Consider the following 20,899-nt stretch of genomic DNA (forward strand, 5'->3'; position numbering starts at 1 on the left):
CAGAGATTTTTGAGAAGAGTTATAATTCGCAAAGCCTTTGCCAGATAAGCTTTGCGAGTTTTGGGAGATGTCTATTGTCGATCGCCCAATTCACTTAAGGCGTTTTCATGGGGTCCAATAGTTGCCAACCCTGCATTGGATTGACTTTGACCATGACGAATAATCCAAATAGACACGGTTTGATATTCCCTCTCATTTAGGGTAAAAATCACTTCTAGGGCGTTGATGAATCACGGGATGAAAATAGATAACTGGGAAATTCCGAAAATGTTCTGAAGCGCGGGAGCATCTCTTATTTGTAAAAACACTTCTTCTGGCTCCATCCTTCTTCCTTCTTCCTTCTTACTCTTTCCTCCTGGCTCCTAACTCCAATTTTGGGCTTGGCTGCTTTCCTTGAGATGCTCCCTGAAGCGCTTGTTTCATTTTTTGCAGATTGAGTTGTTCATACCATAAATCCGCAACGCAGACTATTAAAATTGGCAGGTTTAAATAAATCACTTGAGACGATTCAATTGCTCGATCCGGTTCCTCAATAACTTGTATAAAAAGTTTAATCAGTCATTAGTTAACAGCGAAAAACTAATAACTAATGACTAATGACTAATTAATCTAAGAAGCCCATTAATGCCGAGCTATCGTCAATTTCGTTTGAGGCAATAGGGCGGTTTCCTCCCATTGTGGAGTAAACTTCATCAATGTGCAGAGTGCTGATGCCAATAGGGCGGGCACCGGACATACTGAACATTTCGCTGACTTGCATGGCGCTGGAACCGATCGGGCGATTGCCGAGTGTAGCAACCACTTCAAAGTCGCTGGATTCGACCGGGCGATTGCCTACAATGCCGTAGGTTTCGCTGATGTGCAGGGTGCTAGTGCCGATCGGGCGCTCCCCCGATATCGAGACGATCTCGCTGATGGTAAAATCGTCTGGCCCCACGGGGCGGTTGTCATGCAGGTGTGGCGGCTGATAAAGTTGAATTCCTGTTGCTTTGGCATCCGTGGGTTCTGTCGGTTGGCTTTTGGAACCTCCTTTGCCGCGGCGGGCGATCGCTTTGCCTTTGCCTGTACCTGTGCTCCTCGTATCCATAATTCTTTTCCTCGTTTATTGCTGTTGATTGCTGGGTTCGGACAACTGCTTTTGTGGGCTTTCTGCTTTCTATTTCGGCCGATGATTAAAATAATATTACAAAGTCTAACTATTTTTTTAACGAAATTGCAGAATCTCTGCATTTTTGTTAAGATTTATGGGTAATAGCTACATTTTCCTATGGTAACTGCGGCAGCATCTTTTCAATTGCAAGCGCCCTTCCAGCCCACAGGCGACCAACCGCTAGCGATCGAGCAACTTGTCAAAGGCATCGAAGCCGGGGATCGATTTCAAACCTTACTCGGCGCTACAGGTACGGGCAAAACCTTCTCCATTGCCTCGGTGATTGAAAAAGTTGGCAGACCCACCTTAGTCCTAGCACACAACAAAACCCTGGCAGCTCAACTGTGCAACGAACTGCGAAATTTTTTCCCGAACAATGCAGTCGAATACTTTGTGAGTTATTACGACTACTACCAACCTGAAGCATACATCGCCGTCACCGATACTTTCATTGAGAAAACAGCAGCAATTAACGACGAGATCGATATGTTGCGACACTCAGCCACGCGATCGCTCTTTGAACGCCGCGACGTAATTGTAGTTGCTTCAATTAGCTGCATCTACGGTTTGGGAATGCCCGCAGAATACCTGAAAGCGGCTATTCCTTTGCGAGTAGGAATGGAAGTCAACCAGCGACAAGTTTTGCGAGATTTAGTCAACGTTCAATACAGCCGCAACGATATAGATTTAGGCAGAGGCAAATTTCGCGTCAAAGGCGATGTTTTGGAAATCGGCCCCGCTTACGAAGATAGAATTATTCGCGTCGAATTCTTCGGCGACGAAATTGATGCCATTCGCTACGTTGACCCCGTAACAGGTAAAATCCTGCAAAGTTCAACGGCTTTAAATATTTATCCAGCGCGCCACTTTGTCACGGCAGAAGATAAATTAGAGGCTGCTTGCCAAGGGATAGAACTCGAATTAGAAGACCGACTGGCAGAATTTGAAAAACAGGGTAAACTATTAGAAGCTCAGCGGTTGGAACAGCGCACGCGCTACGATTTGGAAATGCTGCGCGAGGTAGGTTACTGCAACGGAGTCGAAAATTATTCGCGGCATTTAGCAGGGAGAAATGCGGGGGAACCGCCAGAATGTTTGATTGATTATTTCCCGAAAGATTGGATGTTGGTGATAGATGAATCTCACGTCACAGTGCCGCAAATTCGGGGGATGTACAACGGCGACCAAGCGCGCAAAAAAGTATTGATCGAACACGGTTTCCGCTTGCCCAGCGCGGCCGATAACCGCCCTTTAAAAGCAGAGGAATTCTGGGCAAAAGAGAATCAGTGCATCTTTGTTTCTGCTACGCCTGGCGATTGGGAAATGGAAATATCCGAAGGCAGAGTTGCAGAGCAAGTAATTCGCCCTACCGGAGTAGTAGATCCGACAATTTTTGTGCGCCCGACGGAAGGACAAATTGATGATTTGTTGGGGGAAATCAAGGAGAGAGTAAGTCGGGACGAGCGAGTGTTGGTGACGACTTTAACGAAGCGGATGGCGGAAGATTTAACCGAATATTTGCAGGAGAGGGCTATTAAAGTCCGGTATTTGCACTCGGAAATTCAGTCGATTCAACGCATCGAAATTATCCAAGATTTGCAGGATGGTAAATTTGATGTATTGATTGGTGTTAACTTGCTGCGGGAAGGTTTGGATTTGCCGGAAGTTTCGCTGGTGGTAATTTTGGATGCGGATAAAGAGGGGTTTTTGCGATCGGGACGTTCGTTGATTCAAACGATTGGAAGGGCGGCGCGGCACGTTCAGGGACAGGCTATTTTGTACGCGGATAATTTGACGGATAGTATGGTTAAGGCGATCGACGAAACGGATCGACGCCGGGGGATTCAGCTAGCGTACAATAAGATGCACGGGATTACGCCGCAGCCGATCGCGAAAAAGCGATCGAGTAATGCGATTTTGGCATTTTTAGATGTGTCGCGCAAGCTGAATTCTCAGCAGTTGGAGGAGGTTTACGAACAGGTAAACGAGTTATCTTTGGATGAGATTCCTCAGTTAATCGGGCGGTTGGAAGCGCAGATGAAGGCGGCAGCTAAGAAGTTGGAGTTTGAGGAGGCGGGTAAATTGCGCGATCGGATTAAGCATTTGCGGGATAAGCTATTGGGACATTAAGCTTGTTGTCAGGGAATTGAGGGGGATTTTTAACCGCAGATGCACGCAGATAAACGCTGATGAAGGGAGAATTTAAAAGCCTAACATGGCTTTTAGTCGATTGACGATCGGCTGATACTCTTCTGCGGTTAAATCTCCTCGGTAGCCCAAAACACGCTTTATGTCTACAGCGCGTATTTGATCCAGCAACACAGTAGAGTCATAGCGTAGGTTTCCCATTCCCGCCTGAAGCTGCGGATATAGCGTTGAGTTTCGTGTCGCCCAATCTCCTTGTTGTGTCGTCAAGGGAACAACTATTACCAACGAAAACCGCGTTATTCCTGTGACATTTGGCAAAGCTACAATTACCGCAGGTCGAGTGTTTTCCTGTTCGCGACCGGGGGGAATTTGAGCCGGGAAGTTAACTAGCACTACAGCCCTCACCTGCAAAAAATTAGGTGGCTGACTCACAAATTTTCTCTACCTTTTTATTGCCAAGGTCGATCGGGTTTGTTTCTTTAATCCGCCACGCAGCATAGGCTAGAACTTCTTTAAAGTCTTCTTCTTCAAGTTCTGGATAAGTTTGGCGTATTTCTGCTATCGAATAGTGAGACGCCATCATTGAGATGATAGTTTCAATTGGTATGGGTAAGTTGCGAATGCAAGGTTTTCCCGCCATGAATTGTGAATCGGAGGTAATTCTAGTAAATTGCTGGGTATCTTCTTTGCTAGTCGTTGCACTTTGATTGTCGAGAATTACCATTCCAACTCCCGGAATAAAACGCACAGGCTTTGTGCCTTCGAGGGGGTCTACATCTCCCCAATCATAGGGGGGAATTTCATTATCGACGAGGTAAAGTTGACGCCAAGGCGATTTTGCCAATGCTTCCTCGGAAATGTCAGGAAAAAATATTAGCACTTCTGCGATGCCAACGGGAAAACCATTGAGTTTGCTCAACCCATCTATAATGGCGGCTAGGACGGATAAGTTTAGGTGGCTGAGGTTTTCGGCTTTTTCGATCAGTTGGTATACGGTTTCAGGATTGAGTGTTTCGCCCACAGCTTCGACTAAGTTTTCGGGGGTGAAACCTCGACATTTCAAGTATTCGGCTAGTTGTAAGCGAATTGTACTCATGGGTTTAGTTGAGAAAGATTTTAGGGTGAAGTGCGATCGCCCTTTATCATTGTCGTATTTTTTGGATGGGAAGGGCGATCGTACTTTTTACCAGCTTCCTAGTTCTTCGGATGAATATTCGCGTTCCAAGGAGTCCGCTTTTGATGAACCATTGTTATCCCAGGAATCTGACTCGTATTCCCATCCACGGTTTTTATCTTTCCGATCCTCATCCTCAGAGTGTAAGCGTTCTAAGGTAGTCACTCTGTCTTTGAGTTTTTGCATACCGCGCTGAATGTCCGAGAGTATAAGCTCTTGACTAGGGTATGACCCATAAACCATACGGGCTATCTCCCAACCATGAGGATGATCGAGCAGCTTTTCGAGTAGCGTTCGCGCGTGATTTTGTGGTATCATTATTTTGCATAAATTAAATAACATCCAGAATCCTGAGAACGGGTTAATGCAGTTCAATACTACAGTTCTAGAATTCATTGTTTGAATAGAGCGTCCTTAACACCTCCAAGTAGTAGGGACGTTCTTTATTTATTATTAGCACATTAGCTGGCTAGTAGTCAACAAAATTTTTGCGATAAATTATCAATCTTTTTTGTTTATCCTGTGTTATCAGTACAGGAAAACGGGATAGAGAAAAACGAAACAGGATAGGAAATGAGATAGTAATTGAATGTGAGGTATTAATTAACTTAATTAAGGAGTGAAACCGCAAAGCGGGTATTTAGCGTTAAATCCTGCATAGCCACAATTACCCTAAATCCCCATTAGGGATTGAAACAGCTTTATTCTCTGTCAAAAGCGCACCGGGGTGCGTTTTTGAGTGGCAATTAACTTAAATCTCTATTAGGGACTGAAACCGATACATTTAGCAAGATGTGGGACGGAACTTTTAAAAATGCAGTTAACCTAAATATTTATTAGGGATTGAAACTTGTCCGTCATTATTTTAAAAAAGGCCGAGCGCCCTTAACACCACCCAAACCAACTACTTGCTCAATACCACAGCATCCGTACTGCTAGCAAAAGCCGGACGAATAAATTCCTCCTTCTCTTCCAGCGTGATGTAACCCTTATCTACAGCTAGCTGCATCACTTCCTGAAGAAAACCTCTCAGCGCATCTAATACTTGAGTGCGATCGCATTCAAAAACCTTTTCCCAACCAGAAGTTGCAAACTTCCTCAACTAAAACTTACGCAGGGGAACTCAGAAACCGGGTTTTTTGCGATAAAACTTCGTTACAGCTCGCAGATTCACTAAAAAACCCGGTTTCTTGGGCGGAGTGCGTAAGTTCTGTTTATGTAATTTTCGGATATTAAAGTGGTAAGTTGGGTTTTGTTACCTAAACCCAACCTACTAATAAACTTACGGTGTCGGATTCGGATACTTAGCGTGCACCGCATCGATTTCCGCTACAATCTCCCGATCCAAATTCACCTCCAAACTACCGATATTTTCCTCCAACTGTTCGAGACTTGTTGCACCGATAATTGTGCTCGTAACAAACCAGCGCGATCGCACATACGCCAAAGCCATCTGCGCCGGACTTATCCCATGTTTCCCCGCAATCTCAACATACGCTTTCACCGCATCGTTCAGATTAGTTTTATCGTAACGCTGACCAAATCCCGCAAATAAAGCCAACCTAGAATTTTCGGGAATTCCATTCAAGTATTTACCCGTTAACATCCCAAACCCCAAAGGACTGTAAGCCATCAATCCCACATTCTTAAAGCGGCAAGTTTCTGCTAAATTTAGGTGAAACGTCCGATTGCTCAAACTGAAAGCATTCTGAATCGAAACAACTTTCGGCAAACCGTGTTTTTCCGCCAACGTGCAAAACTCGCAAACTCCCCACGGCGTCTCGTTGCTCAAACCCAAATAGCGAATTTTGCCAGCTTTTATTAAGTCAGCAAATACTTCTAACTGTTCCAAAATCGGTACAGTTTCGTGCTCTTGGGCGATGTCGTAATCCGGCGCGCCAAATAGCGGCACGTAGCGATCGGGCCAGTGGATCTGATACAGGTCGATGTAGTCAGTTTGCAAGCGCTTCAGGCTGTCATTCAGGGCTTTTTCGACATTTGGGCGATCGATCTGATTTTTCCCTTCCCGAATCCACTTTAATCGAGTGCTTCTGCCCGCCACTTTAGTCGCTATAATGACTTTATCCCGCTGCTGTTTCGCCAACCATTCGCCGATATATTCCTCTGTTTTTCCCTGAGTTTCCGCCTTTCCAGGGACGGGATACATTTCTGCCGTATCGATAAAGTTGATGCCTCTATCGATCGCAAAATCGAGCTGTTGGGCCGCTTCCTCAACGGTATTCTGCTGGCCGTAAGTCATCGTGCCCAAACAGATTTCCGATACTGATAAGTCGCTGTCGCCGAGTTTTTTGTATTCCATGATTGCGATTGCTTGCTGCAAAATTATCTGCTTCTATATTACCGAAAAAAAATCATTTATTTGCTGAGTCAAAAAAAGTACATGAGGCGCAGCTCTTCCGTAAAAAATCTCCATTTCCCCTCTGCTACTGTGCGCCCTCTGCGGTTAAAATATTTTAAAAGCTATTTGCCCTTAAATGTTAATATAAATAATTAGGTTCCGATAGTTTATGAGTAAGCGCCCGCCAAAAGTTCCGTTTGTAAATCTCTCCCTGCAACACCAGCCAATCCACTCCCAAATAGCAGAAGCTATTGGAAAAATTATCCAGGAAGGAGACTTTATTTTAGGTCAATCACTGACAGAATTTGAAACAGCATTTGCAGCAGCTTCAGGAGTAAAATACGGCGTAGGAGTGGCTTGTGGAACAGATGCGATCGCTCTGGGACTCCAAGCTTGCGGCATTAATCCGGGCGACGAAATTATCATACCCGCTAACACTTTTATCGCCACCGCGATCGCCGTCCTCCAAGCCAAAGCTGTACCTATTCTTGTAGATTGCGACCCCGAAACCGCCCTGATTGACCTCACAGCAGCCGAAACAGCAGTTACCTCGAAAACTAAAGCAATTATACCCGTACACCTCTACGGTCAAATGGTATCGCCAGGGCAGCTTTTAGATTTTGCGAATCGCCACGATTTAATCATATTTGAAGATGCCGCCCAAGCGCATCTAGCTTCCAAAGAAGGATACCGCGCGGGTTCCATTGGTAAAGCAGCAGCGTTCAGTTTTTATCCCAGCAAAAACCTCGGTTCTTTTGGCGACGGCGGGATGTTAATTACTAACGATGCACAACTCGCAGAAAAAATGCGAACTCTCCGCAATTACGGAGCACCCAGTAAATATTTGCACACAGAAATCGGTACCAACAGCCGCCTCGACAATTTGCAAGCCGCCGTGCTCAATATTAAATTACCTTACTTAGAAAAATGGAATCGCGATCGCACCGACGCTGCCCAACACTACAATACTCTACTAGCACCATTGAAACACAAAGGCATTGTACCGATCGCCAACCACAGCAGCAGCGGTCACATTTATCACCTCTATGTTATCAAAATTACTGAGGAAAGCTCGATCGACCGGAACACCCTTCAGGAAAAACTCGCCCAACACGGCATTCAAACAGGCATACACTATCCCCTACCTTGTCACCTGCAACCCGCCTACCAAAACTTAGGCAATCGGGGCGACTTCCCCCGCGCAGAAACCCTGTGCCAACAAATTTTATCATTGCCAATGTATCCCGGATTGAGCAATACTCAGATCGAGCAAGTTGTTCGGGCGATCGTACTATCATTGAATTGCTAATTGTTCATAAAATTTATGCTGGAGGTGTTTCAAGCAGTAGGGTGCGGTTCTCAAAGCGTTTTGGTGTGGAATTAACAAATCTTTAACTCACAGTTTAAAACCCGAAAGCGTTGCGAATCCAGCGCGGCAATCTTAAAACTTCTCAAACCATGCACATCCAGCGCAAAATTCGCATTGTTTTCAAGCGATACCTACTGGCGGAAGGTATCACGGTTCTCCTAGTGCTGCTGTACGCCCCCCTGCTAGTACACTGGTACGACGGCTGGCTCAACAAAAGCATCAGCCTCGAACACGAATATTTCAGCCACGGACTAATTGGTTTGCCCTACGCAGGTTATATTGCTTGGATGAACCGAAAGTGCTGGCGCAGCTTGCCCAACTCACCGCATCCTTTGGGAGGCTTTTTGCTGGTACTAGCCACGCTTTTTTATCTGAGTCGCTTGAGCGATTTAGTAAATTTATCCCTCCCCCTAATGCTGGCCAGCATTTGCTTATCTTTAAAAGGAATTCCCGGCTTACAATTGCAGGCGATGCCGCTTTTGTTCGTATTTCTGGCCTCGCCGAACCACATTCCTTACCTCATAGAACCCTACGCCTTGCCCTTACAGCAATTCATTGCTGAAGCATCAGGCTGGATATTAATTAAGATTGGTATCAACGTGAGAGTGGAAGAAATTTATCTGTACGTAAACGAGCGCATTGTAGAAGTTGCTCCACACTGTGCAGGCTTGAAAATGCTGTTTACCAGTCTTTACGTCAGCTTAATTCTGCTGGATTGGACGGGAGTTTGGAACTCTCGCAAAAAAAGTCTTTTGTTTTTAGTGATTACATCCATTCTTAGCATCACTTCCAACATTTTTCGCAATACTTTGCTAACTTACTTTCACGGAACCGACAGAGAGGCGCTTTTTATTTGGCTACACGCCGGATGGGGGGGAGATTTATATTCTGCTTGTATACTAGGGTTATTGGTACTTCTCCTCAACGGGATGGAAAAGTATTTCCCAAGTCAGTCTGGCAATTAATGAAACAGATGATTTCAGCACAGAAACTACTGCGGCGGTATCAATTATCTAAAATTATGGTACTGGTGTTTTTGCTGGTATTAGTTGGGGCAGTAGCAATTCCCGGCTACGCGACGGGAAGGTGGCCTTGGACAAACCCGCCAACCCTTGCCAACCTCAAGCAATTAAGAAGTGTGCGCCAAAACGGGATAAAAATTCCTGGGTGGCAGGTTATAGCCGTTCAGAATAACGTCCAAATTGGCACTCACAGATGGTTAGTGGAAGAAATTAAAAAGGATAAAACAATTGCCATTTTATTGCTGTTGCCTCAAAATTACCCCAAAAACCAGCCCCAAGTGGAATGGCTAGATATCGATGGATTTCACCGATGGCAAACCGATTCTCATCGTACTTTGAGGTTTACAGTTAAATTAGCACCAATACCCGACCAGCCACCGCCTACTGTCGAGGCGAGGTTTTTCCGAAGCTGGACTCCCCAACAAACTTTTGCTGTCGTGCAGTGGTACGCTTGGCCTAACGGGGGTTCTCCAGCAACCAGCCGCTGGTTTTGGGAAGACAGCATTGCTAGACTCTCGAACCGCCGCGCCTCTTGGGTTGCTGTCAGTATCATCCTTCCCATTCAACCGCAGGGCGACATTAAGATAGCTCAACCCTTGCTCGAATCTCTCGGTGAAAGTGTTCAGGCTAAATTAATTACAGAAACTTTTCGGTTTGAGTAAGCAGGTAGGTGCAAATAAATCAGCCTAGGGCGTGAGCCGATTTTGCCAAAATCAATTGCTTCCTAGTAAATATCAGGATTCAACTCGCCCATAAAATATCTTATTGTTTTTTCTCCTCGCTATATTTAGATGAAACTTACAACTCACGTCATTATTCAAAATAATACTTTTTTAAATCCTCTGAAAATGCGGGAAAAATCCACAATGAAAAATCGCCTCGCTTTTTCATTGGCAGGCCTGTATTCAACTGCTTGGACTATATCTTTTGCTGCTGTATTCTGGGGTTTTAATAGCAAAAATTTTTCGGAAACGGCTTTAGCTCAATCTGTTGTTCCAAGAGACGAGCGGCTTGTGGCGCCACCGCCATTGCAGGTCCCGCCACCCCCGCCTGCCAATTTCAACCGGGATATTAACCCAGCTTTTCGGAATCGGCCCTACCGCCTGGGCCCGGGAGACCAGATTGCTGTTCAAGTTCAGCGCTTCCCAGAGCTAGGTTTTACAGGTCCAATCAGCCCTGAAGGCGTAATTGTACTGCCGCTAATCGGAACAGTAAATGTGCGCGGTCTTACCGTCGAAGAATCACAGCAGCGCCTCCGGGAGCGCTTTGGTCAATTTATTAAAAATCCTCAAGTCTCGGCTGCTTTGCTGGTTCAGCGCCCCGTAGTGGTGACGGTGACGGGGGAAGTGGCAAGACCGGGTTTTTATCCGCTGCAAACCCCCCAGCTTCCTGCGGCTCTGGCGGCGGCTGCTGGGACTAATCCTACGGCGGAACTGCGGGCGGTGCGGGTGCGGCGGACTCTGCCGGGAGGTGCTGTCGCTGAACAAGTTGTTGATATTTTGACACCGTTGCAAACTGGTATTGCTCCACCGGATTTGCGTTTGGAAGATGGAGATGCGATCGTCGTACCATATAAACAGGTTACGCCCGATCGCAAATCCGATCAAGATTTAGCATCTAGGTACAGCCTCGCTGCTGCTGCTGTCCCCGTCCAAATCACTGTTACCGGAGAAGTCAGCAAACCTGGTTTTTACACGCTTCCGGCGGGTTCGGGTCGAATTTCGGCTGCTTTGGTGATTGCGGGGGGAGTGACGGGAAAAGCCGATTTACGGGAGGTAAGAGTGCGGCGGACGCTGATGGACGGTTCCTCGGTGGAGGAACCAATCGACCTCTACACTCCCCTAGCAAACGCTAACGATTTGTTCGATTTTCCTTTGGCATCAGGAGATGTGATTGTCATCCCGGAATTGGACGCTAGTACCAAAAACCTAGATTACGACCAAGCTCTTGTTTCGCGGTCTACTCTGATTAAACCCAGGATCTACGTTCGAGTTTTGAGTTACGCTAGTGGTGGTTTGACCTCGTTCTACGTAGAAAATGGCAGCAGGTTTTTGGATGCTCTCAACAACTTGCCTGTTAATCTTGCTAACTTGCGGAAAATAGCCCTGATTCGGTTCGACGAAAAGCAAGGTAGAGCAATCAACCGTTCGATAGATGCTAAAGCTGCTTTGGAGGGCAATGTTTCTCAGAACCCGATGCTCGAAGATAATGATGTGATTGTTATTGGTAGGAATTTGGTAGAGCGCATTGGTTATGTAATCAATACTTTTACTCGACCATTCCGGGATACTTTGGGATTTATTCTGTTCTTTGAGCAGTTGAGAAATGGGGTAACAGATTTGTTCGGCCCGTCACGTAATGATAGGTAGTCATACCATTTTATATTGGCGATGGGCAATGATTTATAGGATACGAGTTTAGATCACGAACCTACGGTTGCAGGTTTTTAGGGGATTGGTAGAATTAGTCAGTAGTCATTAGTTATCGTTAACAATTAGCAATCTAAAATCTAAAATCTAAAATCTAAAATCGTCATGACTTTATCCGTTGTCAAACGTTATTTAATTGCTTTCGACCAATACAAATGGGTGGGACTGGCTACTTTCGCGGTGACTGTGGGCGTGTCGGGAGTAGTGGCCCTGCAGCCAAAGGCAGCGCCAGTTTACGTTGCAATAGGTACGCTGGCCTACGACAGACCGAGCGTGATTTTTTCATCGACTACTACTAAAATTCAACAGGAAGGACAAGAAATAACTAAAGATATGCTGCTGGATACAAGGGTGGTTGAACCAGCAGCAGAAAAACTCATCAAACCGGAACAAAAATTAAACAAAGAAGAAGCGGCAGAAAAAGTACAAGCTTTGGCTAAAAAGCTGGCAAAAGATGTGCAAGTAAAGATGCCCAGTAAGAATAATGACCCCAGCGCTTTGATTCAAATATTGTACAAAAATGCCGATCGTAAACAAGCAGAAGCGGTAGTAAAGACGCTGATGAACGAAATGGTCCAACACAGCAAAAGTATTAATACTTCTAGACTGCGAGAAACGATCACCCAAATTAACCAGCGTTTGCCAAAAGTAACTCAGGAACTCAGAGAGACGGAAGCAAAACTGGAAGCCTACGAAAAACGAGAAGGAACTTCAATTTTAGCTGCTCAGAGCGGTGCTTTGCCGCTAGCGATTACCAGCAGCCAACAGGAGCAGCGGCAACTCCGCGTGCAGTTGGGAGGAATTGAAGCTCAAATTAACAGTTTGCAGGAGCGCTTGGGATTGAATGTGGAGCAAGCTTACGTCGCTCAAGCACTCTCTGCCGATCCAATTATTGCCCAACTGCGAGTACAATTATTTTCGATCGAATCTCAGCTCAAAATTCTCCGCAGCGACTTGCAGGAGGAACACCCGAAAATTGTAGAATTGCTCAAACAAAAACTTGCTTTTGAGCAGCAGTTGCAGCAGCGGCAATCTGAGGTACTCGGCGGTAACGGGGTGGCTGCTCCGCTCAGAAGTGCCGCTCGAATTCGGGTAGACTCTTCTTTAGATCCTGCCAGACAGCAGTTAGCTCAAACTTTGATTGCTTTGCAAACGCAGCGGGATACGCTGCAACAGCAACTCCAAGGAATCGAGAAAACTGAAAAAGAATTGCGTCGAGAACACGCGACAATCCCTAACAAGCAGTTAGAACAAGCGCGGTTAGCGCAACAAGTGGCGTTCAAAAAAGCTCTCTACGACAAGATGCAGTCGGCTTTGGTAGATGCTGAGGCGGCGGTAGCTGAGACAACGGGGAGTTTGAGAATCGCCCAATGGCCGCAAACTGATGACGTTGAGTCAAACAAGAGAGGTTTGCCCGTGATGCTGGCGGTGGGCGGATTTGTGGGATTGCTGCTGGGCGGGGGGTTGATATTTTTGTTGGGGATGCTCAACGGCAAGTTTTACAGTTGGGAAGAAGTGCGGGCGGCTTTGGTGGAAAAAGAGGTGCCGATACTGGGAGTTTTGCCTGAAGTGACGGTGTTTGATTCCTACGGCGATGAAATAATGCCGCTGGCCTTGGAGGCAAATTCTCCCTATTTGGAATTTTACGAGCGGTTGCGTACTAATTTGCGCCGGATCGGGAACAAACCGGTGAAGGTGGTGTTGCTGACTTCGGCGGCGCCTTTGGAGGGGAAAAGTTTTAGTGCTTACAATTTGGCAATTGCATCGGCTCGATCGGGTAAACGGACTTTGCTAATTGAAGCAGATTTGCGATCGCCTTCTAACGTTGAATCTTTGAAAATTTCTGCAGATCCTCTGGCGACGGTGGAACCTTTGCACTATTACGGCAATATTAGCGAGTGCGTCCTTTTGGTTCCAGAGGTAGAGAATCTATACGTTGTGCCGAGTCCCGGCTTTTTGCGGCAAGCCTCTGCCGTACTAGAATCAAGCGAAATGCGGAGATTGTTTGAGGATGTTCGCAACCGCTTTGATTTTGTGGTGGTGGATTCTCCGGCTTTGAGCGAGTGCAACGACGCGCTGACGCTGGAACCGTACACGGACGGTATGATTTTGGTGGCGCGGCCTGGTTACACTTTGTCTAGTATGTTGTCTGAGGCTGCGGATCAGTTGCTGGAATCTGAGGATGAGGAGTCGCATAAATCCGGGCCGCGGCTGTTGGGAGCGATTATTAACGGTGCTGATATTCCGGTGAAGTTCCGCAATGATCTTGATGAATTGGAGTTGCCTTGGAGTGCGATCGGCGATCGCGCGATCGAAGTGCGATCGAGGCAATTACCACAGCCGTCAAAGCCTAAAAACAAGGCTATTAATAGTAAATTGAGATAATTTATTTGGCTTGATTCTTGTAAAGCAATCCTCAACCAAATGTGAATATTTTGTAGGTGCAACCTAAGCAGCTTAAGCCGAAAGCACCGTTAACAGCCAGTCGATTTGAGATTTGAGATTTGAGATTGAAAAATTGACTCCACAGATGAATCTGGGAGCTTGAACTTCGGTCTAAAATTTTTCGCTTGTCAACAGTGAACAGTCAACAGTCAAAAGTCAAGCTCAACAGTCATTACTTGAAAATGAGTCGATCGCACTATTGATTGGATTCCGGGCGTTTCTGGTGTTTGCTCTGGATAAACTGTTCCAAATCGGCGATCGCATCTTCAAAATCCGACAAATTAATTTTCGCAGGTCTAGTCTTCTTCGGCTGACTCGAAGACTTAGCCTGATGCGGTGGAGATTGAGGTTGTGCAGCTTGACTGCTGTTCGATTCTATAGAATCGAACAATTCATCCAGGGACTCAAAAAATGATTGAGCCGAGGCCCGGCGTAAATCTTTCTGGTCGTCGTCATCCGTCATAAACCACTCCATAGAGTCCAAAAGTTGCCAACAAAGTCTGTCCGCCCAGGCGCGTGCAGATATTAGACCTGAAAACCGACTAAAACAAGCAGGGGGACAGAATTTAACCGGGTGGTGGGAATGCCTGCGGCCCAAGTTGCTGCCCCAATATCAAACCTGCTGCGGGCATTGTCAGCCTTCAAACTGTATTTAACTGTACACCCGCCTACTGAGTGATTTGAGACTTTGTGTAGACCCAGCTCCAAATCATCGACCCTGAAAAAATCTCAGTTAGGGCTCTTTCGTTGTCTAATTAACCCTAGTCTAGTCGAGAATAAGGAGACAGGACTTATGCAACTATTACCGCTGTTCAAGGGTTGCGATGGCAACGCGCCACCTCGAAAGGACGGAGAGACGGTGTTTTTTGCTTGAGTCCTAAGATTTCAAAGGCATTAGGAGATTTTAAGGTGACTCAGGGATTTGATTACGATTTAGCAATTATCGGCGCTGGCGTGGGCGGACACGGCGCGGCCATACACGCGGTTAGCTGCGGGCTGAAAGTGGCAATTATCGAAGCGGGGGACATGGGGGGGACTTGCGTCAACCGCGGCTGCATTCCCTCGAAGGCGCTGTTGGCGGCTTCGGGGCGAGTGCGAGATTTGCGGAATGCCCACCACCTGAAGACTTTGGGAATTCAATTGGGTAGTGTGGATTTCGATCGCGGGGCGATCGCCAATCACGCTAATACTATTGTTAGCAAACTTCGCGGCGACTTGACCAACAGCCTCAAACGTTTGAACGTGGATGTCATCCAAGGTTGGGGCAAAATTGCCAGTGCTCAAAAAATTACCATCGAAACCGATAAAGGCGAGAAAACTATTACCGCCAAGGATATTATTCTCGCTCCTGGTTCGGTTCCCTTCGTCCCCCCTGGGATAGAAATTGACGGCAAAACTGTATTTACCAGCGACGATGCTGTTAGGTTGGAATCGCTGCCGAAGTGGATCGCAATTATTGGCAGCGGTTATATCGGTTTGGAGTTTTCGGATATTTACACGGCCCTAGGCTGCGAAATTACGATGATTGAAGCTCTAGATCAGTTGATGCCGACTTTTGACCCGGATATTGCTAAGTTGGCAGAACGAGTGTTAATTGCACCCCGCGATATTGAAACAAAAGTGGGTGTTTTGGCTAAGAAGATTATTCCTGGTTCGCCAGTAATTATTGAATTAGCTGATTTCAAAACGAAGGAAGTTGTCGAAGTTTTGGAAGTAGATGCTTGTTTGGTAGCAACTGGTCGGGTGCCGGTGAGCAAGAATTTGGGGTTAGAAACTGTTGGCGTGGAAACGATGCGCGGTTATATCCCAGTTAACGATAAGATGCAGGTTTTGGCAGCGGGAGAACCGGTGCAAAATTTGTGGGCGATCGGCGATGTTAATGGCAAGATGATGTTAGCGCATTCTGCGTCTGCTCAGGGAATTGCTGCGGTGGAAAATATTTGTGGCCGTGCCCGCGAAGTTGACTATTTGAGTATCCCGGCGGCGGCGTTTACTCACCCGGAAATTAGCTATGTGGGGATGACTGAACCTGCTGCCAAAGAGTTAGGAAAAACTGAAGGGTTTGAGGTCGGTTCTGTCAAGAGTTATTTTAAGGGAAATTCTAAGGCTATTGCGGAGGGTGAAACCGACGGTATGGCTAAGGTGATTTACCGGAAAGATACTGGGGAGTTGTTGGGAGTTCACATTTTCGGTTTGCATGCTTCGGATTTGATTCAGGAGGCGGCAAATGCGATCGCCCAGCGCGATTCTGTTAACAATTTAGCATTCCGAGTTCACACTCACCCGACGCTTTCGGAAGTGTTGGATGAGGCGTTTAAACGGGCGGCTGGAGCGGGAAGTCATTAATTTGTAGGGGCTGTTTTCTTGTTTTATATCCCCGACTTGTTGAGTAAGTCGGGGATTTCGGTATTCTGTTTTAGGGCAGTGGTAGAGCAAGTTAAAGGTGATGAAAGTGCTCGCAATTGCATCTTTTAGCATTCTCCAGAACAGGCAAGATGCCTGTTCCACAAAGAGTAAGTTTTTTTGTGGGGTGGGCATCCTGCCCGCCCGTAAAAGGCTTATTGAGAAATGACATTCCCTCTTTGCGAATGTTCCGCAATAAAGGCCCGTTATAGTGCGTAAATCGCTGTTCGTCCATAAACAGACAGCTAACGATTTCATCATTTTGGAGCGACAAATCGGCTCGAATGTGGCTGGTTCTTTTAATTTATTCGCCTGGGTTTACTTGCCCTTTGAGGACGACTAAAATATCAATGTCAGAGTCGGGGCGTGCATCGCTTCTGGCTTGGGAACCGTAGAGCACCATTTGGGTGAGGCGATCGCCGTAGAGTTGCTCGAAGTGCGATCGTAATTGCATCAGTATGTTCTTAAGTTTATCGTTAATGCTCATATTTGTAGTAAATGATTGGAGGGCGATCGGGATTGTTTCGTTATACCAAATATCCCACTCCGATTTTCTCCTACTCACAATAGCTTGTCTCATCAATGGTTGTCAAAGCGGTAAATTTCCCTAGGGTCTGGGAGAAACAGAATTAGTGATACTCAAAAAAAAAGCGATCGCACTTCAATAATAGAAGGGCGATCGCTTTTTCAGCAGCTAAGTCAATTCTCAGAAATACCAGAGCAACATAGCCTGTGTCTAGCATTTTTAGGTCATGGATTTAAAGACTATTGGAGTTGAGCTGCTTCAATTATAGCCTTGACCATATTAATAGCTTCCTTGATAGGTATTTGACCACTTTCGATAGCCCTCATTAAATCCTGAGCCTCTTTAGGGCTAATTAAATTAAGCCTAACTGGTTCTTTCAAAGAAACAATAAATTTTGTCTTGTCACTCTCTCCAAGCTTAGATGCCCTTTCTTTTGTTTCAACCTCTCTTAGCTGTTCTTTGAGCTGTTGGAGCATTTCTGCTTTTTTCCCTTCGTTGAAAGTGCCATCAAAAAAGATCCTCTTTGCTCCAACGAGAGCTGCTGCACCTAATGCTGCACCACCAACAACCAATCCTACTGGGGGTGCAACGGCTACTAGCCCAAACAATATGGATGTACCGCCGAAAGCCGCAACAGCAGCACCAGCAGCACCAGCACCTACCACACCAATCCCAATATCAGCTAAAATTCCTAGCTTATCATGAGGATTTTTTTCCAATTGCTCGATCGCTTTAAGGATTTGCTCCTTAGTTAGGGTTTTATTTCCTGACATATTAAGCCTCCTGAGTGTTTCAAATTTTCTTATTTAAGCAGTGATAACGTGGCTAAAAACTGCATTAAAAACATCAATCATTAGTTGAAAAAACAATTGGGCGATTTGAATAAAGTCTTGTGTTACTCCAACTATGCCATCTACTTGACGGTAGCCTTGATCTAGTCTATGTCCAGCGATCGCACCAACAGTTATACCTAGCACTGCTGCCAATGGCGCTAACACTGGGCCTATAATTGGTACTGAACTTGCCAATAGCCCCACAGCAGCTCCTAGAGCAATGCCAGTAGCTAAATTAGGATGTGCCTTGACAAACTCGATAATTTTGATCAGAACAATTTTCCCTACAGCCAAAACTTTGTTACCAGCTTTTTTCGTGTAGCTAGCTAACTCGTGCAATCTGATGGTGACTTCGTGGGGCAAGCCGCAATCATTTAACCAGACATACAACTCGCTACTACTCATTGAATCGGCATCTACTTGCCAGAGAGCCATTTTTAAGTTTGCTTGGGGGAGGGATAATGCTTGTGCAGTCATTTTTTTCCTATGGGAAAGCTATAATAGTGCCTCTTAAATATGATTGTCACTATAAAATCTCAGTCTTGTCCAGTCGGAAAAAGTAGGCTCAAGTAGGCACTTTTATATTATTTGCCATTTACCCACGCCAGAAAAAGCTGGACAAACTCGATCGGGTCGGAAAAAGTCGGATCGAGTAGGATATAATAGGCAAAACCCCAGCATCAACCCGACCTATGGACGTTCAAGAAGTCTTAAAACTTGCCGACGACCTAGTTTTTATCAATACGGGAAAACACTTAGACAATCTGCAAGAAAGGATACTGCGGGGAACTTTACAAGGTCAGAAATACTCAAAAATAGCAGATGAATCTCACTGTAGTGAAGGTCACATTAAAGATATTGCCTCTGCATTATGGAAGCTACTATCAGAAGTATTAGGCGAAGAAGTCAATAAAGGAAACTTTAGAGTCAGATTGGAGCAAGTAAAATTCTCAAATCTCTGGAACTTCAATAAAGATATTGTACAAATTGGTGAAGTCAACTTCTGTGAAAATAATTCACAGTCCCCAAAAGTCCCCAATTCACCCACCGATGAAGAACCTCTAAACAAAGGCAACACTGAACCACAATTGCGTCAATTCTTAGCTGAAATGCCTAAGTCGGGAATTTTCTACAATCGCACATCCCAACTCGCCACCCTCAAACAGTGGATTCTCCACGAAAACACCAGCCTACTGGGCATAGCCGGCATAGTCGGCATTGGCAAAACCGCACTCGCCGCACAACTTGTCCAACAAATCAAAGATGAATTTGATTTCGTCATCTGGCGAAGTCTCGCGACATCTCCACCCCTCTCAATACTTCAAACAAATATAATTCAATTCTTCTGTAGGGGCGGTGCCCCCGTGCCCGCCCCTAATGCCGATGGCGTGGTTGTCCCAGAGAATGGGGCAACCACAGGGGGATTGCCCCTACTGGATTACTTGCAAAAATACCGCTGTCTGCTGATACTCGATGACGTACAAATGATAAACAGCAGCGGACAACTCGCTGGTAATTACCAACTTGGATACGAAGATTACGGCACACTATTCAGACAAGTAGGAGAATTATCTCACAATAGTTGTTTAGTGTTGCTCAGTTCGGAAAAGCCTAGAGAAATCGCCGCATTAGAAGGTAGCAACCAGCCAGTTCGCTCATTACAACTGAATGGTTTAGGTGCTGAAGCGGGGGAAATCCTTAGAGAAAAAGGTTTAGCTGAACATGAAAAATGGTCAGAACTAATTGAACAATACAGAGGCAATCCCTTGTGGTTAAAAATAGTTGCTACAATGATTCAAGATTTATTTAACGGCAGCCTATCGGAATTTTTGTCTGACGATCCACTATTTTTAGGTGATTTAGAATTATTACTGAATAACCCATTTAATCGTTTATCCGAGTCAGAAAAACAGGTAATGTCATGGCTAGCGAGTGAAACCGCGCCAGTTTCCCTCTCAAAAGTGCCCGATAATCTGCCATTATCTCGATCGCAATTTTTGAAAGTTATGCAATCCTTGGGACGGCGCTCATTAGTTGAAAAAATCCCGGAGCGCGATCGCACATTTTTTACCCTTGCACCGGTACTAAAAGAGTATGTCAAAACTAACTATTCCCGCCCAAACATAGAAAAAGAAGCCCGATCGCCCTTTTAGTAAAATTGGGGTTTTAGCCATTCGCACTTAAATTTTATAGAATTAGGTATCTGCAAAACACCTGAACGATCGCTCAATGCACGTTATCAGTCGCAAAAAATTAAGAGACTACTGCCAAAATCATGCTGATTCCTGCGAAGCCCTCGATGATTGGTACAAGATTGCTAGTCAAGCCAACTGGACTAAACTTATTGAAGTTCAAACTATTTATCCTCAAGCTGAAGCCGTTGGAAATTTTACAATTTTCAACATCAAAGGAAATAAATATCGCTTAATCGTAAGTCTTAACTATCAAAAGCAGATGGTTTATATCAAGTACATTTTGACTCACGCAGAATATGAAAAAGACAACTGGAAAAATGACCCTTACTTTTGACTCCGACAGGTACAGCAGCCTGCTATCTCAATATCAACCTCGAATCATCAAAAATGAAGATGAAAACGAGACTTTTTTAGAAATAGTTGAAAACTTGCTCTGTCGGAAAAATCTAACTCCCGAAGAAGATACTCTGTTAGAACTTTTAGTCAAACTAATTGAGGATTATGAAGAAACTCACTATCAACTGAATGCTTCAAGTCCCCACTCAAGACTTCTTCATTTGATGGATGCTAGAAGTTTAGAAATAGCAGATTTGGTAGAAATTATTGGCACAGTTGAGACGGTAACTGAAATCGTTAACGGTCAGCTAGAAATTAGCAAAAAACAAGCTGAGGCTTTGGGAAAATTTTTTCATGTAAATCCGGGTTTGTTTCTGTTTGATTAATCGTAATAGAAACTTCTATCATAATAATAGATTGACACTTGTGGCGATCGCCCTTTATCCCCGTATCATGCTTCAAATCCGCCGCCTTCCCCCCAGCACCTCTTCTTAAAAAACTTCCTGCGAG

General features: G+C 45.4%; 19 protein-coding genes. 10 read left to right on the forward strand and 9 right to left on the reverse strand.

Going from position 1 to position 20,899, the window contains the following annotated elements; genetic code table 11:
• Positions 1 to 604: 604 nt before the first annotated feature.
• The gene (locus QUA23_RS26500; RefSeq protein ID WP_333037907.1) at positions 605 to 1,087 is read right to left on the reverse strand and encodes a hypothetical protein; all 483 of its coding nucleotides are present in this window, start codon (positions 1,085 to 1,087) and stop codon (positions 605 to 607) included.
• Positions 1,088 to 1,267: 180 nt separating this feature from the next.
• Here QUA23_RS26500 and uvrB point away from each other — a divergent pair, with 180 nt between their 5' ends.
• Positions 1,268 to 3,280, forward strand: a complete 2,013-nt coding sequence (gene uvrB / locus QUA23_RS26505) for an excinuclease ABC subunit UvrB (protein WP_333037910.1) — start codon at positions 1,268 to 1,270, stop codon at positions 3,278 to 3,280.
• Positions 3,281 to 3,352: 72 nt separating this feature from the next.
• On the opposite strand, the gene QUA23_RS26510 is transcribed toward uvrB, so the two are convergent.
• From QUA23_RS26510 to QUA23_RS26525, 4 genes are all read right to left on the reverse strand, one after another.
• The gene (locus QUA23_RS26510; RefSeq protein ID WP_333078876.1) at positions 3,353 to 3,730 is read right to left on the reverse strand and encodes a type II toxin-antitoxin system PemK/MazF family toxin; all 378 of its coding nucleotides are present in this window, start codon (positions 3,728 to 3,730) and stop codon (positions 3,353 to 3,355) included.
• A complete protein-coding gene (locus QUA23_RS26515) occupies positions 3,714 to 4,394 on the reverse strand; it encodes a DUF433 domain-containing protein (RefSeq protein WP_333078875.1) in 681 nt (226 codons plus the stop codon). Before QUA23_RS26515 ends, QUA23_RS26510 begins: the two co-directional genes overlap by 17 nt.
• A 982-nt stretch (positions 4,395 to 5,376) precedes the next feature.
• Positions 5,377 to 5,574 carry a hypothetical protein gene (locus QUA23_RS26520; protein WP_333078873.1) on the reverse strand — a complete coding sequence of 66 codons (198 nt, stop codon included), beginning with the start codon at positions 5,572 to 5,574 and terminating at the stop codon, positions 5,377 to 5,379.
• A gap of 180 nt (positions 5,575 to 5,754) precedes the next feature.
• The gene (locus QUA23_RS26525) at positions 5,755 to 6,792 is read right to left on the reverse strand and encodes an NADP(H)-dependent aldo-keto reductase (protein WP_333078872.1); all 1,038 of its coding nucleotides are present in this window, start codon (positions 6,790 to 6,792) and stop codon (positions 5,755 to 5,757) included.
• A gap of 208 nt (positions 6,793 to 7,000) precedes the next feature.
• Between QUA23_RS26525 and QUA23_RS26530 the strand changes: the two genes are divergently transcribed.
• The 5 genes from QUA23_RS26530 to QUA23_RS26550 all read left to right on the forward strand — a co-directional run bounded on the left by QUA23_RS26530 (position 7,001) and on the right by QUA23_RS26550 (position 14,036).
• A complete protein-coding gene (locus QUA23_RS26530) occupies positions 7,001 to 8,140 on the forward strand; it encodes a DegT/DnrJ/EryC1/StrS family aminotransferase (RefSeq protein ID WP_333078871.1) in 1,140 nt (379 codons plus the stop codon).
• A 149-nt stretch (positions 8,141 to 8,289) separates the two neighbouring features.
• Positions 8,290 to 9,165 (forward strand): cyanoexosortase B, encoded by an 876-nt coding sequence (gene crtB, locus QUA23_RS26535; RefSeq protein ID WP_333078878.1) that lies wholly within the window; start codon positions 8,290 to 8,292, stop codon positions 9,163 to 9,165.
• Complete coding sequence (locus QUA23_RS26540; RefSeq protein WP_333078870.1) at positions 9,165 to 9,884, forward strand: cyanoexosortase B system-associated protein; 720 nt, start codon at positions 9,165 to 9,167, stop codon at positions 9,882 to 9,884. Before crtB ends, QUA23_RS26540 begins: the two co-directional genes overlap by 1 nt.
• Before the next feature lie 129 nt (positions 9,885 to 10,013).
• Positions 10,014 to 11,591 carry a polysaccharide biosynthesis/export family protein gene (locus tag QUA23_RS26545; protein ID WP_333078869.1) on the forward strand — a complete coding sequence of 526 codons (1,578 nt, stop codon included), beginning with the start codon at positions 10,014 to 10,016 and terminating at the stop codon, positions 11,589 to 11,591.
• A gap of 165 nt (positions 11,592 to 11,756) precedes the next feature.
• On the forward strand, positions 11,757 to 14,036 hold the full coding sequence (locus QUA23_RS26550) for an AAA family ATPase (RefSeq protein ID WP_333078868.1): 2,280 nt from the start codon (positions 11,757 to 11,759) through the stop codon (positions 14,034 to 14,036).
• 256 nt (positions 14,037 to 14,292) lie between these two features.
• Here the strand turns inward: QUA23_RS26550 and QUA23_RS26555 are convergent, their stop codons facing one another.
• Positions 14,293 to 14,559 carry a hypothetical protein gene (locus QUA23_RS26555; protein ID WP_333078867.1) on the reverse strand — a complete coding sequence of 89 codons (267 nt, stop codon included), beginning with the start codon at positions 14,557 to 14,559 and terminating at the stop codon, positions 14,293 to 14,295.
• A 446-nt stretch (positions 14,560 to 15,005) separates the two neighbouring features.
• On the opposite strand from QUA23_RS26555, the gene lpdA reads away from it, so the two are divergent.
• Positions 15,006 to 16,442: a dihydrolipoyl dehydrogenase gene (gene lpdA, locus QUA23_RS26560; protein WP_333078866.1), complete on the forward strand. Its 1,437-nt coding sequence runs from the start codon at positions 15,006 to 15,008 to the stop codon at positions 16,440 to 16,442.
• 361 nt (positions 16,443 to 16,803) lie between these two features.
• Here lpdA and QUA23_RS26565 read toward each other — a convergent pair whose 3' ends face one another.
• The 3 genes from QUA23_RS26565 to QUA23_RS26575 all read right to left on the reverse strand — a co-directional run bounded on the left by QUA23_RS26565 (position 16,804) and on the right by QUA23_RS26575 (position 18,335).
• Positions 16,804 to 17,064 carry a nucleotidyltransferase domain-containing protein gene (locus QUA23_RS26565; protein ID WP_333078865.1) on the reverse strand — a complete coding sequence of 87 codons (261 nt, stop codon included), beginning with the start codon at positions 17,062 to 17,064 and terminating at the stop codon, positions 16,804 to 16,806.
• A 200-nt stretch (positions 17,065 to 17,264) separates the two neighbouring features.
• Positions 17,265 to 17,798 carry a hypothetical protein gene (locus tag QUA23_RS26570; RefSeq protein WP_333078864.1) on the reverse strand — a complete coding sequence of 178 codons (534 nt, stop codon included), beginning with the start codon at positions 17,796 to 17,798 and terminating at the stop codon, positions 17,265 to 17,267.
• Positions 17,799 to 17,831: 33 nt separating this feature from the next.
• Positions 17,832 to 18,335 carry a hypothetical protein gene (locus QUA23_RS26575; protein WP_333078863.1) on the reverse strand — a complete coding sequence of 168 codons (504 nt, stop codon included), beginning with the start codon at positions 18,333 to 18,335 and terminating at the stop codon, positions 17,832 to 17,834.
• A gap of 215 nt (positions 18,336 to 18,550) precedes the next feature.
• On the opposite strand from QUA23_RS26575, the gene QUA23_RS26580 reads away from it, so the two are divergent.
• From QUA23_RS26580 to QUA23_RS26590, 3 genes are all read left to right on the forward strand, one after another.
• Positions 18,551 to 20,011, forward strand: coding sequence for an NB-ARC domain-containing protein (locus tag QUA23_RS26580; protein ID WP_333078862.1), 1,461 nt, complete (start codon positions 18,551 to 18,553; stop codon positions 20,009 to 20,011).
• 76 nt (positions 20,012 to 20,087) lie between these two features.
• Positions 20,088 to 20,387, forward strand: coding sequence for a type II toxin-antitoxin system HigB family toxin (locus QUA23_RS26585; RefSeq protein WP_333078861.1), 300 nt, complete (start codon positions 20,088 to 20,090; stop codon positions 20,385 to 20,387).
• A complete protein-coding gene (locus QUA23_RS26590; protein ID WP_333078859.1) occupies positions 20,371 to 20,775 on the forward strand; it encodes a transcriptional regulator in 405 nt (134 codons plus the stop codon). Before QUA23_RS26585 ends, QUA23_RS26590 begins: the two co-directional genes overlap by 17 nt.
• Positions 20,776 to 20,899: the final 124 nt, after the last annotated feature.

It is taken from the genome of Microcoleus sp. Pol1C5 (assembly GCF_036701115.1).
Classification (GTDB): Bacteria; Cyanobacteriota; Cyanobacteriia; order Cyanobacteriales; family Microcoleaceae; genus Microcoleus.